Source organism: Nonomuraea maritima, from assembly GCF_900100395.1.
GTDB lineage: Bacteria > Actinomycetota > Actinomycetes > Streptosporangiales > Streptosporangiaceae > Nonomuraea > Nonomuraea maritima.
Genome location: NZ_FNFB01000029.1, coordinates 60,230 through 75,182, shown reverse-complemented (window position 1 = coordinate 75,182; position 14,953 = coordinate 60,230). Strand labels below are relative to the sequence as shown.

The 14,953-nt window shown below is 70.9% G+C and carries 20 protein-coding genes; 15 read left to right on the top strand and 5 right to left on the bottom strand.

The window, feature by feature from the left end:
* Positions 1 to 28 precede the first annotated feature (28 nt).
* Complete coding sequence (locus tag BLR04_RS32115; RefSeq protein ID WP_090772375.1) at positions 29 to 460, bottom strand: Ohr family peroxiredoxin; 432 nt, start codon at positions 458 to 460, stop codon at positions 29 to 31.
* A gap of 46 nt (positions 461 to 506) precedes the next feature.
* On the opposite strand from BLR04_RS32115, the gene BLR04_RS32110 reads away from it, so the two are divergent.
* Positions 507 to 1,160, top strand: a complete 654-nt coding sequence (locus BLR04_RS32110; RefSeq protein ID WP_218129243.1) for a TetR/AcrR family transcriptional regulator — start codon at positions 507 to 509, stop codon at positions 1,158 to 1,160.
* Positions 1,161 to 1,188: 28 nt separating this feature from the next.
* On the opposite strand, the gene lgt is transcribed toward BLR04_RS32110, so the two are convergent.
* Entirely contained in the window at positions 1,189 to 2,043 is an 855-nt protein-coding gene (gene lgt, locus BLR04_RS32105) for a prolipoprotein diacylglyceryl transferase (protein WP_090772371.1), read from the bottom strand.
* A 148-nt stretch (positions 2,044 to 2,191) separates the two neighbouring features.
* Entirely contained in the window at positions 2,192 to 2,872 is a 681-nt protein-coding gene (locus tag BLR04_RS32100) for an NADPH-dependent F420 reductase (protein WP_090772369.1), read from the bottom strand.
* A gap of 157 nt (positions 2,873 to 3,029) precedes the next feature.
* On the opposite strand from BLR04_RS32100, the gene BLR04_RS32095 reads away from it, so the two are divergent.
* From BLR04_RS32095 to BLR04_RS32085, 3 genes are all read left to right on the top strand, one after another.
* Positions 3,030 to 3,950 (top strand): GNAT family N-acetyltransferase, encoded by a 921-nt coding sequence (locus tag BLR04_RS32095; protein ID WP_218129242.1) that lies wholly within the window; start codon positions 3,030 to 3,032, stop codon positions 3,948 to 3,950.
* A 68-nt stretch (positions 3,951 to 4,018) separates the two neighbouring features.
* Positions 4,019 to 4,450 carry an organic hydroperoxide resistance protein gene (locus tag BLR04_RS32090; RefSeq protein ID WP_090772367.1) on the top strand — a complete coding sequence of 144 codons (432 nt, stop codon included), beginning with the start codon at positions 4,019 to 4,021 and terminating at the stop codon, positions 4,448 to 4,450.
* A gap of 246 nt (positions 4,451 to 4,696) precedes the next feature.
* The gene (locus BLR04_RS32085; protein ID WP_143022317.1) at positions 4,697 to 5,398 is read left to right on the top strand and encodes a YoaK family protein; all 702 of its coding nucleotides are present in this window, start codon (positions 4,697 to 4,699) and stop codon (positions 5,396 to 5,398) included.
* A 127-nt stretch (positions 5,399 to 5,525) separates the two neighbouring features.
* Here BLR04_RS32085 and BLR04_RS32080 read toward each other — a convergent pair whose 3' ends face one another.
* Entirely contained in the window at positions 5,526 to 6,554 is a 1,029-nt protein-coding gene (locus BLR04_RS32080; RefSeq protein ID WP_090772363.1) for an aldo/keto reductase, read from the bottom strand.
* Positions 6,555 to 6,702: 148 nt separating this feature from the next.
* On the opposite strand from BLR04_RS32080, the gene BLR04_RS32075 reads away from it, so the two are divergent.
* From BLR04_RS32075 to BLR04_RS32045, 7 genes are all read left to right on the top strand, one after another.
* On the top strand, positions 6,703 to 7,320 hold the full coding sequence (locus BLR04_RS32075) for a TetR/AcrR family transcriptional regulator (protein ID WP_090772362.1): 618 nt from the start codon (positions 6,703 to 6,705) through the stop codon (positions 7,318 to 7,320).
* An 84-nt stretch (positions 7,321 to 7,404) separates the two neighbouring features.
* Positions 7,405 to 8,502, top strand: coding sequence for an esterase-like activity of phytase family protein (locus tag BLR04_RS32070; protein ID WP_218129241.1), 1,098 nt, complete (start codon positions 7,405 to 7,407; stop codon positions 8,500 to 8,502).
* Between the two features lie 43 nt (positions 8,503 to 8,545).
* Complete coding sequence (locus tag BLR04_RS32065) at positions 8,546 to 9,514, top strand: CapA family protein (RefSeq protein WP_090772360.1); 969 nt, start codon at positions 8,546 to 8,548, stop codon at positions 9,512 to 9,514.
* Between the two features lie 43 nt (positions 9,515 to 9,557).
* Complete coding sequence (locus BLR04_RS32060) at positions 9,558 to 9,911, top strand: hypothetical protein (RefSeq protein ID WP_143022316.1); 354 nt, start codon at positions 9,558 to 9,560, stop codon at positions 9,909 to 9,911.
* Positions 9,912 to 10,144: 233 nt separating this feature from the next.
* Positions 10,145 to 10,564 (top strand): VOC family protein, encoded by a 420-nt coding sequence (locus BLR04_RS32055; RefSeq protein WP_090772356.1) that lies wholly within the window; start codon positions 10,145 to 10,147, stop codon positions 10,562 to 10,564.
* A gap of 105 nt (positions 10,565 to 10,669) precedes the next feature.
* Entirely contained in the window at positions 10,670 to 10,984 is a 315-nt protein-coding gene (locus BLR04_RS32050; RefSeq protein WP_393490923.1) for an MmcQ/YjbR family DNA-binding protein, read from the top strand.
* A gap of 11 nt (positions 10,985 to 10,995) precedes the next feature.
* On the top strand, positions 10,996 to 11,478 hold the full coding sequence (locus BLR04_RS32045) for a GNAT family N-acetyltransferase (RefSeq protein WP_245740763.1): 483 nt from the start codon (positions 10,996 to 10,998) through the stop codon (positions 11,476 to 11,478).
* Here the strand turns inward: BLR04_RS32045 and BLR04_RS32040 are convergent.
* Positions 11,463 to 12,365, bottom strand: coding sequence for an NmrA/HSCARG family protein (locus tag BLR04_RS32040; RefSeq protein WP_090772352.1), 903 nt, complete (start codon positions 12,363 to 12,365; stop codon positions 11,463 to 11,465). The genes BLR04_RS32045 and BLR04_RS32040 overlap by 16 nt on opposite strands.
* Positions 12,366 to 12,437: 72 nt before the next feature.
* Here BLR04_RS32040 and BLR04_RS32035 point away from each other — a divergent pair, with 72 nt between their 5' ends.
* Genes BLR04_RS32035 through BLR04_RS32020 form a run of 4 tightly spaced genes read left to right on the top strand, consistent with a single transcriptional unit; the run spans position 12,438 to position 14,925 of the window.
* Positions 12,438 to 12,881: a MarR family winged helix-turn-helix transcriptional regulator gene (locus tag BLR04_RS32035; RefSeq protein WP_090772350.1), complete on the top strand. Its 444-nt coding sequence runs from the start codon at positions 12,438 to 12,440 to the stop codon at positions 12,879 to 12,881.
* Positions 12,882 to 12,936: 55 nt separating this feature from the next.
* On the top strand, positions 12,937 to 13,314 hold the full coding sequence (locus BLR04_RS32030; RefSeq protein ID WP_090772348.1) for a hypothetical protein: 378 nt from the start codon (positions 12,937 to 12,939) through the stop codon (positions 13,312 to 13,314).
* A 55-nt stretch (positions 13,315 to 13,369) separates the two neighbouring features.
* On the top strand, positions 13,370 to 14,305 hold the full coding sequence (locus BLR04_RS32025) for a DMT family transporter (protein WP_090772346.1): 936 nt from the start codon (positions 13,370 to 13,372) through the stop codon (positions 14,303 to 14,305).
* Positions 14,302 to 14,925, top strand: a complete 624-nt coding sequence (locus tag BLR04_RS32020; protein ID WP_090772344.1) for a GntR family transcriptional regulator — start codon at positions 14,302 to 14,304, stop codon at positions 14,923 to 14,925. Before BLR04_RS32025 ends, BLR04_RS32020 begins: the two co-directional genes overlap by 4 nt.
* The last annotated feature ends 28 nt before the right edge of the window (positions 14,926 to 14,953 follow it).

The window sequence follows — 14,953 nt, the reverse complement described above, 5'->3', positions numbered from 1 at the left end:
GTCTCTCTTTCGGGGGATCCGGGGACTGTCAGGCGACAGTGGTGGTGAGGGTGACGGGGATGTTGCCGCGGGTGGCGAGCGAGTAGGGGCACATCTCGTGCGCCGCGGCGGTGAGGCTCTCGGCGGTCTCGAGGGCGATCCCGCCTCCGATGCGCACCCGCAGTGCGGCGGCCAGTGCGATGCCGCCGGCCTCCGTCGGGACGACCGAGATCTCGGCGGCCACGGTGGAGTCGGCCAGGACCACCTTGCGCTGCGAGGCCACGAGCTTGAGCGCGGAGTGGAAGCACGACGACCAGCCGGCGGCGAGCAGTTGCTCCGGGTTGGTCGCTCCGCCGGGGCCGCCCATGGACGTCGGGATGGCGAGCGTCACGTCGAGCAGTCCATCGTCGGTCACGGCGCGGCCTCCGGCGCGGCCGTCCCCGGTGGAGGTGGCGACGGTGGTGTACAGGGGTGCGGACATGCGAGGGTCTCCTTCGTTCGCTAGGTAGAGTAACTAGTACGTCTACATGGATGAAAGTAGACTCTACCCGACGCTGGCGCAACCTCCGGAGGAAAAGATGCACGCCGAGGCCCCCGAAGTCGTGACGCGGACCCCATCGGGGTCGGCCACGCGTGCACGCATCCTCGACGCGGCGAACGAGCTGTTCTACGCGAACGGCATCCGCGCCACGAGCGCCGACCGGATCATCGAGCAGGTCGGCATCACGAAGGTCACCTTCTACCGCCACTTCCGTACGAAGGGCGATCTCGTGGTGGCGTACCTCGAGCAGATGGCGGCCGCCGAACGCGGGTGGATCCAGGGCCTCCGTCGCGAGGGGGATCCGGTGGGTTCGCTGCACGCGCTCGCCGCCGACATCGGGTTCGCGAGTTGCCGTCCTGGCTTCCGTGGGTGCTCGTTCATCAACGCCGCGGCGGAGTTCTCCGACCCCGACGATCCCGTACGCAAGGCCGTCGACGCGCACCGCCGGTGGATGCTCGGGCAGTTCGCCGAACTCGCCGCGGAGGCCGGTGCCGAGGACGCCGACGCGGCCGCCAGGCAGCTGATGATCCTCCGCGACGGCGCGATGGTGAACGGCTACCTCAACGACCCCACCTCGGTAGCCGACTCCCTCAAGGCCGCATTCACCTCGGTCATCACCGCATCGACTCCCACGCGCTGAACGTGCTTCAGCGGGCGGGCCGGGGGGCCTACCCGCTGGTTTCCCTGGCCTCGATGGAGGGCGTCGGTGTCCGGTCGGTTCTGCGGCGGGTCGTCCAGAGGTAGATGAGTGCGGCGATGAACAGGGCGATCGAGGTCCACTGGTTGATGCGCAGGCCCAGGAGAGTCGCCGCGTGGTCGACGCCGCCCACCGGGTCGATGCGCAGGCCCTCGATCCAGAACCGTCCGAACGTGTAGCCGGCGACGTAAAGGGCGAACAGGCGGCCGTGCTGCAGCGTCATCCGCCGGCCGGCCAGGATCAGTGCGAAGCCGAGTGCCGCGTCCCACAGTGACTCGTACAGGAAGGTCGGGTGGTAGAGCACGCCTGGCTCGCCGCCGTGCGCCTGGTCGATCTCGAGGCCCCACGGCAACGTGGTCGGACTGCCGTACAGCTCCTGGTTGAACCAGTTGCCCCAGCGGGCGATGGCCTGTCCGAACGCGATGGCGGGCGCGACCGTGTCGGCCACGGCGCCCACCGACAGCCCGCGGCGGCGGCAGGCCAGCCACACGCCCACGCCTCCCAGGGCGACCGCGCCCCAGATGCTGAGCCCGCCTTCCCAGATGAACAGCGCCTGGTACGGCTCCTTGACCGCGCGCGGGCCGAAGTAGGTCTGCCAGTCGGTGACGACGTGGTAGAGCCGGGCGCCGATCAGGCCGAAGATGACCGCGGGGAACGCGATGTCGCCGATCACGCCCTTCTCACCGCCGCGGGCTCGCCAGCGGCGCTCGCTGAGCCAGACGCCGAAGACGATCGCGACGATGAAGCACAACGCGTACGCCCGGATCGGGATGATCCCGAGATGCCAGACCGCTTGGGAAGGGCTGGGAATCGAGGCAAGGGCCATGCCGCTGACGCTAGTCAACGCAAGGCCGCGCGTCTCCCTTCGTGACCAGATCGCAGACCTTCGAGCGGACGTGACACGAACGGCGTACGCCTGAGTCCCGGGTCGGCGCGGGAAGGTTCGCGTCGGCCCGGGTGCGGGTGTGCGGGAATCAGCGTTCGGCGGCGGACGCGGCGGCGCGGATCGTCGCGGCGTCGGCGGGGACTCCGGGGGACTCCCAGAAGTTGGGGTTGCCGCCGGCGTAAGGGGGACCGTAGGCGGGGGTGCCGGGTTGCACGCGCCAGCCCTCCGCCAGGGGGCCCAGGTCGACGGTGTCGTAGCCGATGGCGTCGAGGAACGCGGTCACCTCGTCCTTGGCGGCGGCGTCGTCGCCCGCGATCGTCAGAGCGCTGCGGTCGGCGGCGCCGGTGGGTCGGGGCAGCGCGCTCAGGTGCTGGAAGAAGATGTTGTTGAAGACCTTCACGACCTTCGAGTCCGGCAGGTGCCGCTGGAGCAGTTCGCTGGACGTGGCGGAACCGTTGTCGAGTTCGGGGATCTGGCCGTCCCGCTCGGGATAGTAGTTGTTGGTGTCGATGACCGTCTTGCCGCGCAGCGGTTCGGCCGGGACGTCGCGGTAGGCCCGCAGCGGGATGCTGACGACGACGAGGTCACCGGCCGCGGCCGCCTCCGCCGCGGTCGCCGCCCTGGCCTTCGGGCCGAGCTCCTTCACCAGGTCGGCCAGCGTCTCGGGACCGCGCGAGTTGCTGACCACCACGTCGTAGCCTGCCGCGACGGACAGCCGTGCGACGGTGCCGCCGATGTGTCCGCTGCCGATGAATCCAATTGTCGTCATGACGCGGTAACTGTCGTGGCGGCCGAGGGCATTCCCCGGGCGCCGTCTCCTTGCCGGGGACTTTGCCTCTCGCCCGGGCGGTGGCGCCCTCGTCATGGAGCTCAGGTGGGACGGGACCGGCCCTGATCGTCGTGGGGAGCCTCGTTACACTCGCCGAGTGATCTTCTACCGTGCCACGACGCACGCTGACCTCGACCGCGTGACCTCGTGGACGGTGACCGAGCCCGTCGCGTGGATCTCCGCCGACCGCTACCTGGCCGAGCTGGCCGAGGGCATGTACCGGCCGGAATGGACGTGGATCGCCGAGTACGGCGGCCAGGTCGTCGGACGGGCGCTGTGGTGGGGGCCGACGAGCAGCGCGCATCCGGTCGCGCTCGACTGCCTCGACGTGGATCCCGCCGTGAGCGACCGGACGGCCGTCGCCGCCGGGCTGATCAGTGCCGCGTTGGCCGGGTTCCCGGCGCCCGTCCAGTACGCGATCAAGGTCGCCGGCGGCTGGCGCGACGACCCGGTCACCTCGCAGGCCGTGGAGTGGCGGCGGGCGGCGGCACACGCGGCCGGCCTCACCAAGGAGGTCGAGCGGCTGCAGTACGAGTGGACGCCCGCCGACGGGGTGCCCTCCCCGGCAGGCAGGCTGACGTTCGCCGAGGCGTCCGACGCGGAGTTCCTGGCGGTGTTCAGGAGGATCGCCGTGGGCAGCCTCGACGCGCAGACCCGTGCGAACCTGGCCGACAACGGCCCGGACGCGACCGCGCGCGACGAGATGGCCTTCTATCTCGACGCGCCGGGCAAGCGGGAGTGGTGGCGGCTCGCCCATACGCCGGAGGGCGAGGTGGCGGGCCTGGCGATTCCCTCCGCGACCCCGTACAACGTGAATGTCGGTTATCTCGGGGTGGTGCCGGAGTTCCGCGGGCGCGGTTACGTGGACGAGGTGCTCGCCGAGATCACCCGCATCCATGCGGCCAACGGAGAGCCGCGCGTCACCGCCACCACCGACCTGGGCAACGCGCCCATGGCGGCCGCGTTCGGACGCGCCGGATACCGGAACACGGAGATCCGGATCAACCTCTCCAACTAGCCCCTCGATCGCCCCCGGTAGCGCCGCGCGCGAATGGGCAGGGGGTGGGTGCAGGAAGGGGGACCATCATGACGGTGCTGTACACCGCGCAGGCGCACGTGACGGGGGGCCGGGTCGACGGGCACGGGCGTACCTCGGACGGCAACCTGGAGGTGGACATCAGGCAGCCCAAGGACCTCGGCGGGGAAGGCGGGGGCACGAACCCGGAGCAGCTGTTCGCCGTCGGTTACGCCGCCTGCTTCGCGTCCGCGCTGGGCAGGGTCGCCCGGCGCAGGCACATGACCGCCGAGAACGTGTCCGTCGACTCGAAGGTCATGCTCTTCCCGGCCAGCAACGGCAGCTTCAAACTGGGGGTCGAGCTGGACGTGTCCGTGCCGTCGATCACCGACCCCGAGCAGGCGGCCGATCTGGTGCGGGGCGCGCACGACCTGTGCCCTTACTCCAACGCGACCCGCGGCAACATCGACGTGGCGCTGACGGTGAACGGGAACCCGCTCTGACGGGTCGTAGGCGCTCCAGGGGGACTCGTCGGTAGCGGGGTTTCCGCCGTCGGCTATCGTGCAGGGGCGCGGTGCCCGACGACGGTCTTCGAGCCGAGAGCGCGTCCGCCGGGCCGGGGAGTGGCTCGGGTGGTGCGCGCGGGCCCGCCGGTGGGGTCCCTGACTGGAGTGCAATGAATCTCGTACTGCAAGCGGCCTGGGTCGCGGCGGCCCGGACGGCGTCGATCGTGGACGGTGGACCGGTCCATGTCCGCTGAGCGGCGGGTGACCGCTCGGGGGCGCAATGCGATGGTGGTCCTGCTCGCCGTGAACAGCGGGCTCACCGACGCGATGGGTTACCTGGCGCTCGGCGGTGCGTTCTCCAGCGTGATGACCGGCAACATGGTGCTGCTCGGCCTGTCCATCGGTTCGGCGACGGGGGCCCTGGCGCTGCACGCCGCCGCGGCCGTGCTCGCCTTCGTGTGTGGGTGCGCGATCGGCGCGAGGGTTGCCGGCACGCCCGCCGAGGGCGACCCGGTCTGGCCGCGGCCCGTCACGCGGGCGCTGTCGCTGCAGGCCGTGGTGGTGGCCGGGTGCGCGGTGCTGTGGTGGCTCGCCGGTGGCCGGCCGGAGCCGTTCGAGCAGCTCGCGTTGCTGTCGCTGAACGCGCTCGCGCTGGGTCTGCAGAGCAGCGCCGTGCAGCGCTTCGGGGTGTCCGGGCTGTCGACGACGTACCTGACCGGCACGCTCACGACGGTGGTGATCCGCCTCGCGTCTGGGCGCCCGCTGCGGGAGATCGGGCACAGCGCGGCCATCCTCGTGGGGCTCGTCGGCGGCGCGGCGGCGGGCACGCTGGTCACGTCGCACGCCAGGCTCTGGGTGCCGGTGGCGCAGCTGGCGCTGCTCCTCGCGGTGATCGGCAGGGCCGTCCGCGACCCTGAGCCCGCCCCGGTGCTGTCGCGCGGGTAGGTCCTCCCGGAGCGGGACGGCCGCTCGCGGCTGCCGTCCCGCTCCGGTGTACGCCCGCCGGCCTCTCCCCAGCCGTGTGACGCCGTTGTCGCACGGCGCCCCCATCGGATCGGCCGGCCGGCGCGGCTCAGTTCCCGCCGGGACCGCGGACGGTCAGGAACTGGGCCTGCATGTAGCCCGGGTAGGCCGGGACGCGGGGCGCGCTCGCGGCGTCCAGTTCGCGCAGGTCGTCGTCGGTCAGCCGGAGGTCGATGGCGCCGAGGTTGTCGTCGAGCTGGTCGAGGCGCCTGGCGCCGAGGATGACGCTGGTGACGCCCTCCTGGGCGAGCACCCACGCCAGGGCGACGGCGGCCGTGCTCGCCTCGTGGCGCGCGGCGACCGCGCGCAGGCAGTCGATGATGTCGTACGTCTGCTCGAGGTCGACCGGCGGCATCTGGAAGCGCGCCCAGCGGGCGGTCTCCTCGGTGTGGCCCGTACGGTCGTACTTCCCCGACAGCAGCCCGCTGGCCAGCGGGCTGTAGATGAGGTTGCCGAGGTTCTGGTCGCGGGTCAGCGGCAGGATCTCGTGCTCGATGTCACGTCCGGACAGCGAGTAGTACGACTGCAGCGAGACGAGGCGCGGCAGGCCGCCCGGGCTGCTCACGCCGAGCGCCTTCATGGCCTGCCAGGCGGCCGTGTTGGAGGCGCCGACGTAGCGCACCTTGCCCTGGCGTACGGCGTCGTCGAGCGCGGCGAGGGTCTCCTCGATCGGGGTCAGCGGGTCCCAGGCGTGGATGTGGTACAGGTCGATGTAGTCGGTGCCGAGCCGGCGCAGGCTGTTCTCGATGGAGCGCGTGACGTGGAGGCGGGACAGCCCCACGGCGTTCGGCTCGGCTCCCACGCGCATGGCGAGCTTGGTCGCGATGAGGACGCCCTGGCGCTGCGGGGCCAGCAGCGCGCCGAGGATCTCCTCGCTCTCGCCGTCGGCGTAGGCGTCGGCCGTGTCGAACAGGTTGATCCCCGCGTCCAGCGCGCGCCCGACGAGGACGCTCGCCTCGTCGAAGCCGAGCCCGCCGATCGGGCCCCAGAGCGGGTGGCTCTGCCCGCCGAACGTCATGGTGCCCAAGGAGACCGCGGACACCCAGACTCCGGTGCCGCCCAGCTGTCGGTATTGCATCAGCAGTTGCCTTTCTGCCGTCGAGGCGGCGGCTTTCATGCCCTCTGATCTGCGGCGATTCACTACCGCCAGCGAGAGCGTACATAATGTCCGAACACACTGTACGGCTCCGATCGGGGTGCTCGAACGCTGCCCTACGATGGGGCCCATGCCTTCGGTCACCAGGAACTTCAACGCGCCGGATCGCCGGGCCGCCCTCGACGGCCGCGTGCTCGCCGCGGTGGAGCGACTGCTGGCGGAGGGCATGCGATACAGCGAGATCAGCGTCGCCCGCATCCTCGAAGAGGCCGGCATCGCGCGTTCCACGTTCTACGCGCACTTCCGCGACAAGACCGAGCTGCTGGCCCGGCTCGCGGGGTCGCTGCGGCAGGAGCTGCTGGAGATCATCGGCCGCTGGAAGCCCGACAGCGGCGCGGAAGGGCTCGCCGCGGTGTTCGCCCAGTCGATCGCCTACCACCGCGCGCACTCCGCGGTGCTGCTGGCGATCAAGGAGGCGGCGGCGTACGACAGCGGAATCCACGACTTCTACTCCGCCGACCTCGACGCCTTCGAGGCGTTCACCAGGGAGGCCATCCTCGCCGAACAGGCGGCGGGCCGGACGGGCGGCGGGGTCTCGGCGGATGCGGCGAGCCGGGTGATCGTCTGGGGCGGCGAGTACGCCATCGCCCGGCACATCCAGGTCGACGACGGCAGCGGCGACCTGGAATTCGCCCGCGAGCTCGCGGCGTTGTGGTGGTACGGCGCCTTTCGCCGTCCCATGCCCTGACTTTCAGCTCCCTTGCGCTGAGCGCGGGAATTTCGGGCATGTTGTGTGAACTGTCCGTGACGTGGTCGGGGGTGAGTTTTCTCGATGATGGTGCACCGTGCCGCGCGTCGGGTGGCTCGCCAGGTCGTGGTGGCGGCGGCCGCCGGAGCCCTCGGAGCGTCGAGCGCCACGTTGTCCGCGGACAGCCCGGGCTCGAACGCCTGCCCGCCGTCGGCCGCCGCTGTGGGCTTCAGCGACGCGCTGGACAGGACCAGCGTCGGCGGGGTCAAGATCGGCGGACTGTCGGACCTCGCCTACGACCCCCGTACCGAGGAGTACGTCAGCGTCCAGGACCGCAGCAGCGACGGACCCGCCCGGCTCGTCTTCTTCCGCTTCCCCGCCGCGCCGCAGGCCACCCGCACCCTCACCCTGCACCAGCCGGACGGCGCCCCGTACGGGCTCGGCACCTTCGACGGCGAGGGCGTGGCGGTCCTGCCGAACGGCGACTACCTGGTCAGCTCCGAGACCCAGCCGTCGATCGTCATCTTCGACCGCAAGGGCAGGCAGCGTGGCACGCTGGAGATCCCGGCGCGTTTCCGGATCATCCCGAACGGCCAGGGGGTCATCAACGGTTCCCTCGAAGCGCTGGCCGTCTCGCCCGACGGGAAGTTCGCGTACGCCATGACGGGGAGTTCGCTGACCGGCGACGAACCGGCCAGGGGTGAAGGCGTCCTGCGGCGCTTCCTCGTGTACCGGTCCATGCCCGGCGGCGGGTACGCCCTCGCCCGCCAGGTCGGCTACCGGGTCGATCACGGCAACCGCGTCGTGGCCGTCGCGGCGTACGGCGAAGGGCGTCTGCTGGTGATGGAGTCGGCCTACGACGCGGTGAAGGGCAACAGCATCAGGCTGTACGCCGTGCACGGCGTCGACACGGCGTCCGACGTGAGCGCGGTGCGCAACCTGTCGGACGCGCCGCCCGGGGCCGTGGTGGGCAAGATGCTCGTCGCCGACCTGGTGCGCTGCCCGGCGATGCACGCCACCAGCCCGCGCCCGCAGATCAACCCCCTCATGGACAACTACGAGGGGCTGCAGGTGGACATGTCGCAGGGCCGCCGACGGGCCCGGCTCCATCTCGTCAGCGACGACGGCTTCAGCGCCACCCAGATCACCAGAGTCCTCACCCTCACCGCCGACCTGCCCTGACCTTGAGGTGGGTTCGGTGTGTGGGCGGTGGTTAGCTGGAGGTATGGCCGTCACACTGGCGCTCGCCGGGGACACCATGCTCGGGCGCGGAGTGGCCGAGCGGATCCTCGACGGCCCCGATGTCCGGCGGTTCTTCTCCGCCGACGTACGCGCCCTGGTGGCAGGGGCCGACCTCTTCCTGCTCAACCTGGAGTGCTGCGTCTCCGATCGGGGACACCCCTGGCAGGCCCCCGGCAAGCCGTTCTTCTTCCGGGCCCCGCCGCAGGCGGCCGACCTGCTGGCCGCGCTGGGGGTCGGGTGCGTGACGCTGGCCAACAACCACGCGCTCGACCACGGCTACGACGCCCTCGCCGACACCTGCCGCCACCTGGCCCGGGTGGGCATCCGGTACGTGGGCGCCGGGCCGGGCGAGGCCGCCGCACGGTGTCCTGCCCTGGTGACGGCCGGCGGGCTGCGGTTCGGGATCGTCGGCCTCAGCGACCACCCCGCCGACTTCGCCGCCACCCCCGATCGCCCTGGCATCGCGTACGCGCGTATGTCCTGGAGCCCGCTCCCGCGCTGGGTTCACGAGGTCCTCGACGGGCTGCGCCCGCTGGCCGACCTGGTGGTGGTCACGCCGCACTGGGGGCCCAACATGGTGGCCGAGCCGCGTCCGCAGGTGCGGGCGGCGGCGTCGGCGCTGGTCGAGGCGGGTGCCGACCTGGTGGCGGGACACTCCGCGCACGTCTTCCACGGGGTGCGGCCCCCCGTCCTGTACGACCTCGGCGACTTCATCGACGACTACGCCGTCGACCCGTACCTGCGTAACGACCTCGGCCTGCTCTGGCTGGTCACCGTCGACGAGCGCGGCCCCGTACGGCTGAGCGCCTTTCCCCTCACGCTGGACTACGCGTTCACCCGCTTCGCGGACGGCGCCGACCGCCTCCGCATCCGCGACCGCTTCACCGCCGCCTGCGCCGCCATGGGCACCCCCGTCCACGACGACGGCGACTCCCTCACCGTGGATCTCTGACGCGCCCGGATGCCATCATGCCTTGATCGTCAAGGAGGCCGGTATGGCTTGGAGTGTGCGCGTCGTCGCGGCGACCCTGCTCGTGGGTGCGCTGACGGGGTGCGGGGTGCTGAGCGAGTGGCGGTTCGAGCGGTCCGCCGCCGCGATGGAGCAGGTAGCGCGCACCCTCGGCCCCGACGACAGCGGCGAGCGAGAAGTCGGTGCGTTCGTCTTCCAGGACGTCTACCGCAGCGAGGGGCGGGTGCACTTCGTCGTGGGCGACACCGCCGGTGTGGACCCGTACGGGTACGTCTGGAGCCCTGGCGGCGTGCCGGTGGACGACGACGAGACGGACGCCGTGGCGTCGTCGTTCAAGCATCTGCAAGGGCATTGGTACTGGTGGAGCGACAGCTACTGATCGGGTGTCCTCGGCTTGTGACGGGCTTCACCGGTCGGAAAGACGGGTGGTGCTTCGGGTGAATGCGGGCCGTTTTCGTGGTGGTCGGCATTTGGTCGGTGCGCGTCGTCATTGTCGGCAAAACCGGGATGTGAACGGGGTGTTTCCGGGAGGCCGCCATTCGCGGGCGGGGCCGGCTTCAGGTGGACATGTGGATTGGTGCAATAGATATTGGAGGGGAATGGAGGTGTTTCATGGACGTACAACTTGATCATCTGGTCTGCTGGGTCGCCGACCCGCTTGTTTCCTTGCGTTTCTACGAGGAGGTGGTCGGCCTGCCGGGCGTGCGGGCCGAGGAGTTCCGCGAGGGGAAGGCGCCTTTCCCGAGCGTACGGGTCACGGCCTCGACCATCATCGACCTGATGGAGTTCGACGCGATGCGGAGGGTGGACGAGGGCACCGGGGTGATGGGCAGCGCCGGTCATCCGGTCAACCATTTCTGCCTGGCGGTGGACAAGGCGGAGTTCGACGCGCTGAAGGCCCGGTTGAAACAGCACGACGTCGAGATCACGGGTAATTCGACGAATTCTTTCGGAGCTCGCGGGATCGCGCCCGAGGCATTTTACTTTCCCGATCCCGACGGGAACGTCATCGAGGTCCGCTGGTACGGCTGAGCCGGCGGCCCGCGAGAAGTGTCGGTCGCGTCTGGTACACAGGCGGGCATGGGTGTGAGTGTCGATGAGTTCCTCAAGTTGCTGGACGAGCTGCCCGACGTCCGCATGGGTCACGGCGGCGAGTGGGTCAGCCTCAAGGTGCACGACAAGGGTTTCGGCTACCTGTGGGAGGCCACCGAGACCGTCGGCCTGAAGGCGACGATCGAGGAGCAGATCGCGCTGGTGTCCGAGCGTCCCGAGGTGTTCGAGAAGCAGTTCACCGCGGGGCGGTTCGGGTGGGTCGTCGTCCACCTCGGCAAGATCGACGCCGAGGAGCTGTTCGAGCTGATGGCCGAGGCGTGGTCGCTGACCGCGCCGGCGGAGCTCGTGGCGGAGTTCGAGGCCACACACCCCATCGGCCAGAAGGTGCGATCGGAGTAATCTCCGACATTGTGGACATTCGGTTACGTGAGTGGCGGGAGGGCGACGCGCCGGTCGTCCTGCGGGCGTTCCAGTCGCCCGACCTGCTCCGGCAGGCGCCCTGGCCGGTCGTCACGCTGCGCGACGCCGTCGGCTGGATCGCCTCCTGGCCGGGCGCCGGGCACGCCTTCGCGGTGACCGTCGATGGCCGGGTGGTGGGCAACGTCGCCGTGACCAGGATCGACGGTCGTGGCAGCGGATGGGTGTCCTACTGGGTGGTGCCCGCGGCCCGCGGGCGGGGGGTCGCCGTGGCGGCCACCCGGCGGCTGGCGCGATGGGCGTTCGACGAGCGCGGGCTCGGCCGGCTTGAGCTCGGCCACCGTACCGACAACACCGCCTCGTGCCGCGTGGCCACGAGGGCCGGGTTCCGCCTCGAAGGGATCGAACACGGCAAACTTGGCCCGCAAGGCACCCGCTACGCAGTGGAACGCCACACCCGCTACGCCACCGACTGACCCTTCCCGCCGTGTCGCGGCGGCTGAGGAGGACGTCGGCCGTGATCATGCAAGGTTCGGGTGAGCCAGGACTTGAGGGTGAGCAGGCCCGGGTGTCGCTCGCGTAGGGCGGGGATGTCGGCGTCGTAGCCGGACTCCGCGAACCAGAAGAGCATCCGTGCCTCCTTGCCCATGGCCCGGAGCAGCAGCCGGGGGACACGGGCGTACCGTCCCGGCCTGCCCGTGGCTTTCAGCGTGGCGGCGATCTGAGGCACGGTGAGCTGGTCCCCGGCCAGTTCCAGTGCCTGGCCGGTGTAGGTGTCCGGGTCGGCGAAGGCGAGTCCGGCGAAGACGCCGATGTCGCGTACGGCGATCATCTGCAGAGGTCTGCGCGGCCCGAGCGCGGCGGCCATCATGCCGAGCCCGAGTGAGGACCCGCGCATCGTGAACACCTCCATGAATGTGGTGGGCCGCAGCACGGTGGCGGGCAGCCCGGTGGCCCGCAGGTGCTGTTCGATCTCCCATTTGGTGTCGAAGTGCGGGATGCCGCGCACCCGTTCTGCCCCGCCCACTGAGGCGTAGACGACGTGCTCGACGCCGGAGGTCCTGGCTGCTTCGATGAGCGTGACGCCCTGCCTGACCTCGCCCTTGAGCCCGGCGGTCCTGGAGTTCTGCACCCCGAAGACGCCGTGGGCGCCCTTCATCGCCCGCTTCAGCGCCTCCTCGTCGGCCATGTCCCCGGCGACGACCTCGGCGCCCCGTGCCGCCAGTGCCTTGGCCGGGGTGCTCGACGGGTCTCGGGTCAGCGCCCGTACCCGCCACCTGTCGGGGTCGTCGAGCAGCGCGTCCACGACGGCACCGCCCTGGTTGCCGGTCGCTCCGGTGACGAGAATCAGCGGCCTGCGCATGTCTTCCTCCCGCAGGATTTACTGAACCTATGGATAGTTACCTAGTTCAGCATTAACGAAGGAGCGCAGTCGATGTCAAGTGGAGCAACGGAACTGGGCGAGTTGCTGGTGGCCGCGTACCGGGCTTTCGCGCAGCAGGGGAGGGCGAGATTCGGCGAGCACGGGCTCTCTGCGGCCCGGGTGCGCCTGCTGACCACCCTGGGTCAACGCCCGGGAAGCCGGATGCGGGATCTGGCGGACGCGCTCGGCGTCAGCGGACGCGCGATCACCCCCCTGGTGGACGCGCTCGAATCGGAGGGCCTGGTCGCGAGAAGGCCGGATCCGGACGACCGTCGGGCGTTCCGGCTCACGCTCACCGACGCCGGCCTCGGTGCGATCGACCGGATCGCGGGCCTCCAGGAGCAGGTCAGCGCGGACATCTTCGGCGGCATGTCAACGAAGGATCGCCGTGACCTGGCCCGACTGCTGCGCGCGTTCCTCGACACGGCCCAGGAGCCCGGTTGCGCTCCGGGGTGACCGTCCGTCATGGGGCGGCTGGTCAGGGGGTGGGGAGCTGAATTACCCTTTTCGGGTGGACGGCGAGAGTCTGGCCGCGGCTGAGTTGCTGGAGGCGCTGAGCCGGGCATCGGAGATCCTCGCGGAATTACGTCACTCCTTCATGAGAAGCGAGCATTTCTCGTATTTCCTGCCCTCCGGCGGTGCGCGGGTCGGCACCGCGTTCATCCTGCCCGACGGCCGTGAAGTGCGGTTCGAGGTCTCCATCGCGGCGTCGGGCGACGTCTTCCACATCGAGGGCGGCATCACCGCCGAGCACGAGACGCTGCTGGAGCTGCCGCGCAGGACGGTGAAGGACGTCCATGACGCCGTGGCCGTGCTGGACGACTACGTGGAGGAGGTGAAGGCCCCGGCAGGGCGGACGCTCGACCGACTGTTGGAAGAGATTGTCTGACAATCTTCCCGATAACCCCTAGCGGTGTGTTGTCTGGTTGTCAGACAATGCCTCCATGAACAAGGGACCGCTCGCCGTCGTCGGCGCCTCCGTGCTCTGGGGTACGGCCGGCACCGCCGGACTGCTCGTCTCCGCCGACTCCGTGTCCCTCGCGGCCGCCCGGCTGGTCATAGGGGGAGCCGCGCTCGCGCTCGTGGCCGGGCTCGGCGCCGCCCGGCAGGGCCGGACCGTCACGCCGGCCCGGCTTCGCGGCCGGATCGTCACACCGGGCCTGCTGCTCGGCGCGGTCGCGGTGGCCGCGTACCAGCTCTGCTACTTCGCGGCCGTGAGCCGCACGGGCGTCGCCATCGGCACGGTCGTCTCCATCGGCAGCGGCCCGGTGTTCACCGGGCTGCTGTCCTGGCTCCTGCACGGACGGCGGCCGAGCCGCCGCTGGACGCTCGCCACCACGGCCGCGGTCTGCGGCTGCGCGGCGCTGATCGTCGGCGGCGGGGCGCAGGCGGGCGAGCGGATGGTGTCCGGGGTCCTGCTCGCGCTGCTGGGTGGCCTGCTGTACGCCTTCTACGCCGTCACGGCGGCCCGCGCGATCGGCCGGGGAGCCGAGTCGAACGCCGTGATGGGGGTGATGTTCGGCGGGGCCGCACTGATCATGCTGCCGATCCTCCTCGTGAACGGCTTCGGGTGGGTGGCCGAGCCGCGGGCCCTGCTCGCCGTCCTCTACCTGGGGCTCGGCACCACGGCGCTGTCGTACCTGCTGTACGGACGGGGGCTGCGCACGACTCCCGTGGCCACGGCCGCCACGCTGGCGCTCGCCGAACCGGCGGTCGCCGCGCTGCTCGGCCTGGTCGTGCTCGGCGAACGCCTGACATCGGTGTCGGTCGCCGGGCTCGTCCTGCTGGCCCTCGCCCTCGTGGTCGTGGCGGTGCCCGAGACCTACCCCGTACGGAAGGGGAGGGGCGCGGTGGAAAGCGAGCTAGAGTCGCATCCGTGACGTTGCCGCTCAGACCTGTCTCGACCGTCGGCGCCCTGGCCGACGCCCTGCGCAGCAGGGTGCTGTCCGGCGAGATCGCGCCCGGCACCCCGCTGCCCGAGCAGGAGATCGCCGCCTTCTACGGCGTGGCCCGGCCCACCGTGCGCGAGGCGCTGGCGACGCTCGTGCACGAAGGGCTGTTGCGGCGCGAGCGCAACCGCAGCGCGTACGTCCCCGAGGTGACGCTCGCCGACCTCGACGACCTCATGTACGTACGCCGCCCCCTGGAAGACCTGATGGCGCAGGCCGTGTCAGGGCGGGAGGTGCCGGAGGCCGAGGCCGCGCTGTACCGCATGGCGGCCCTGCCGGCGGACGCGCCCTGGTCGGAGGCGGTGGCCGAGCACATGGCCCTGCACCAGGCGCTCATCGACGCGGTCGGCAGCCCCCGCCTCGAACGGCTCTACGGCGCGCTCGCCGCCGAGACGCGGCTCGGCCTCGTGCGGCTGCGGGAGGTCTACCGCGACCGTGACGTCCTGGTCAGGGAGCACCGCGCGCTGCTGGACGCCATCGCGCACGGCCCCGCCGAGCGGGCGCGGGCCGCCGTGGCCGAGCACCTCAGCCACTCCTGGGGCCGTTCCTGAGAAACGGCGGGAGCCGGGGGGAGCCCTT

Excerpts from the sequence above, each read along its gene's own strand:
- BLR04_RS32115 (WP_090772375.1), bottom strand. The coding sequence starts at position 460 with ATGTCCGCACCCCTGTACACCACCGTCGCCACCTCCACCGGGGACGGC.
- BLR04_RS32110 (WP_218129243.1), top strand. The coding sequence starts at position 507 with ATGGATGAAAGTAGACTCTACCCGACGCTGGCGCAACCTCCGGAGGAA.
- lgt (WP_090772371.1), bottom strand. The coding sequence starts at position 2,043 with ATGGCCCTTGCCTCGATTCCCAGCCCTTCCCAAGCGGTCTGGCATCTC.
- BLR04_RS32100 (WP_090772369.1), bottom strand. The coding sequence starts at position 2,872 with ATGACGACAATTGGATTCATCGGCAGCGGACACATCGGCGGCACCGTC.
- BLR04_RS32090 (WP_090772367.1), top strand. The coding sequence starts at position 4,019 with ATGACGGTGCTGTACACCGCGCAGGCGCACGTGACGGGGGGCCGGGTC.
- BLR04_RS32085 (WP_143022317.1), top strand. The coding sequence starts at position 4,697 with ATGTCCGCTGAGCGGCGGGTGACCGCTCGGGGGCGCAATGCGATGGTG.
- BLR04_RS32080 (WP_090772363.1), bottom strand. The coding sequence starts at position 6,554 with ATGCAATACCGACAGCTGGGCGGCACCGGAGTCTGGGTGTCCGCGGTC.
- BLR04_RS32075 (WP_090772362.1), top strand. The coding sequence starts at position 6,703 with ATGCCTTCGGTCACCAGGAACTTCAACGCGCCGGATCGCCGGGCCGCC.
- BLR04_RS32070 (WP_218129241.1), top strand. The coding sequence starts at position 7,405 with ATGATGGTGCACCGTGCCGCGCGTCGGGTGGCTCGCCAGGTCGTGGTG.
- BLR04_RS32065 (WP_090772360.1), top strand. The coding sequence starts at position 8,546 with ATGGCCGTCACACTGGCGCTCGCCGGGGACACCATGCTCGGGCGCGGA.
- BLR04_RS32060 (WP_143022316.1), top strand. The coding sequence starts at position 9,558 with ATGGCTTGGAGTGTGCGCGTCGTCGCGGCGACCCTGCTCGTGGGTGCG.
- BLR04_RS32055 (WP_090772356.1), top strand. The coding sequence starts at position 10,145 with ATGGACGTACAACTTGATCATCTGGTCTGCTGGGTCGCCGACCCGCTT.
- BLR04_RS32050 (WP_393490923.1), top strand. The coding sequence starts at position 10,670 with ATGGGTCACGGCGGCGAGTGGGTCAGCCTCAAGGTGCACGACAAGGGT.
- BLR04_RS32040 (WP_090772352.1), bottom strand. The coding sequence starts at position 12,365 with ATGCGCAGGCCGCTGATTCTCGTCACCGGAGCGACCGGCAACCAGGGC.
- BLR04_RS32035 (WP_090772350.1), top strand. The coding sequence starts at position 12,438 with ATGTCAAGTGGAGCAACGGAACTGGGCGAGTTGCTGGTGGCCGCGTAC.
- BLR04_RS32025 (WP_090772346.1), top strand. The coding sequence starts at position 13,370 with ATGAACAAGGGACCGCTCGCCGTCGTCGGCGCCTCCGTGCTCTGGGGT.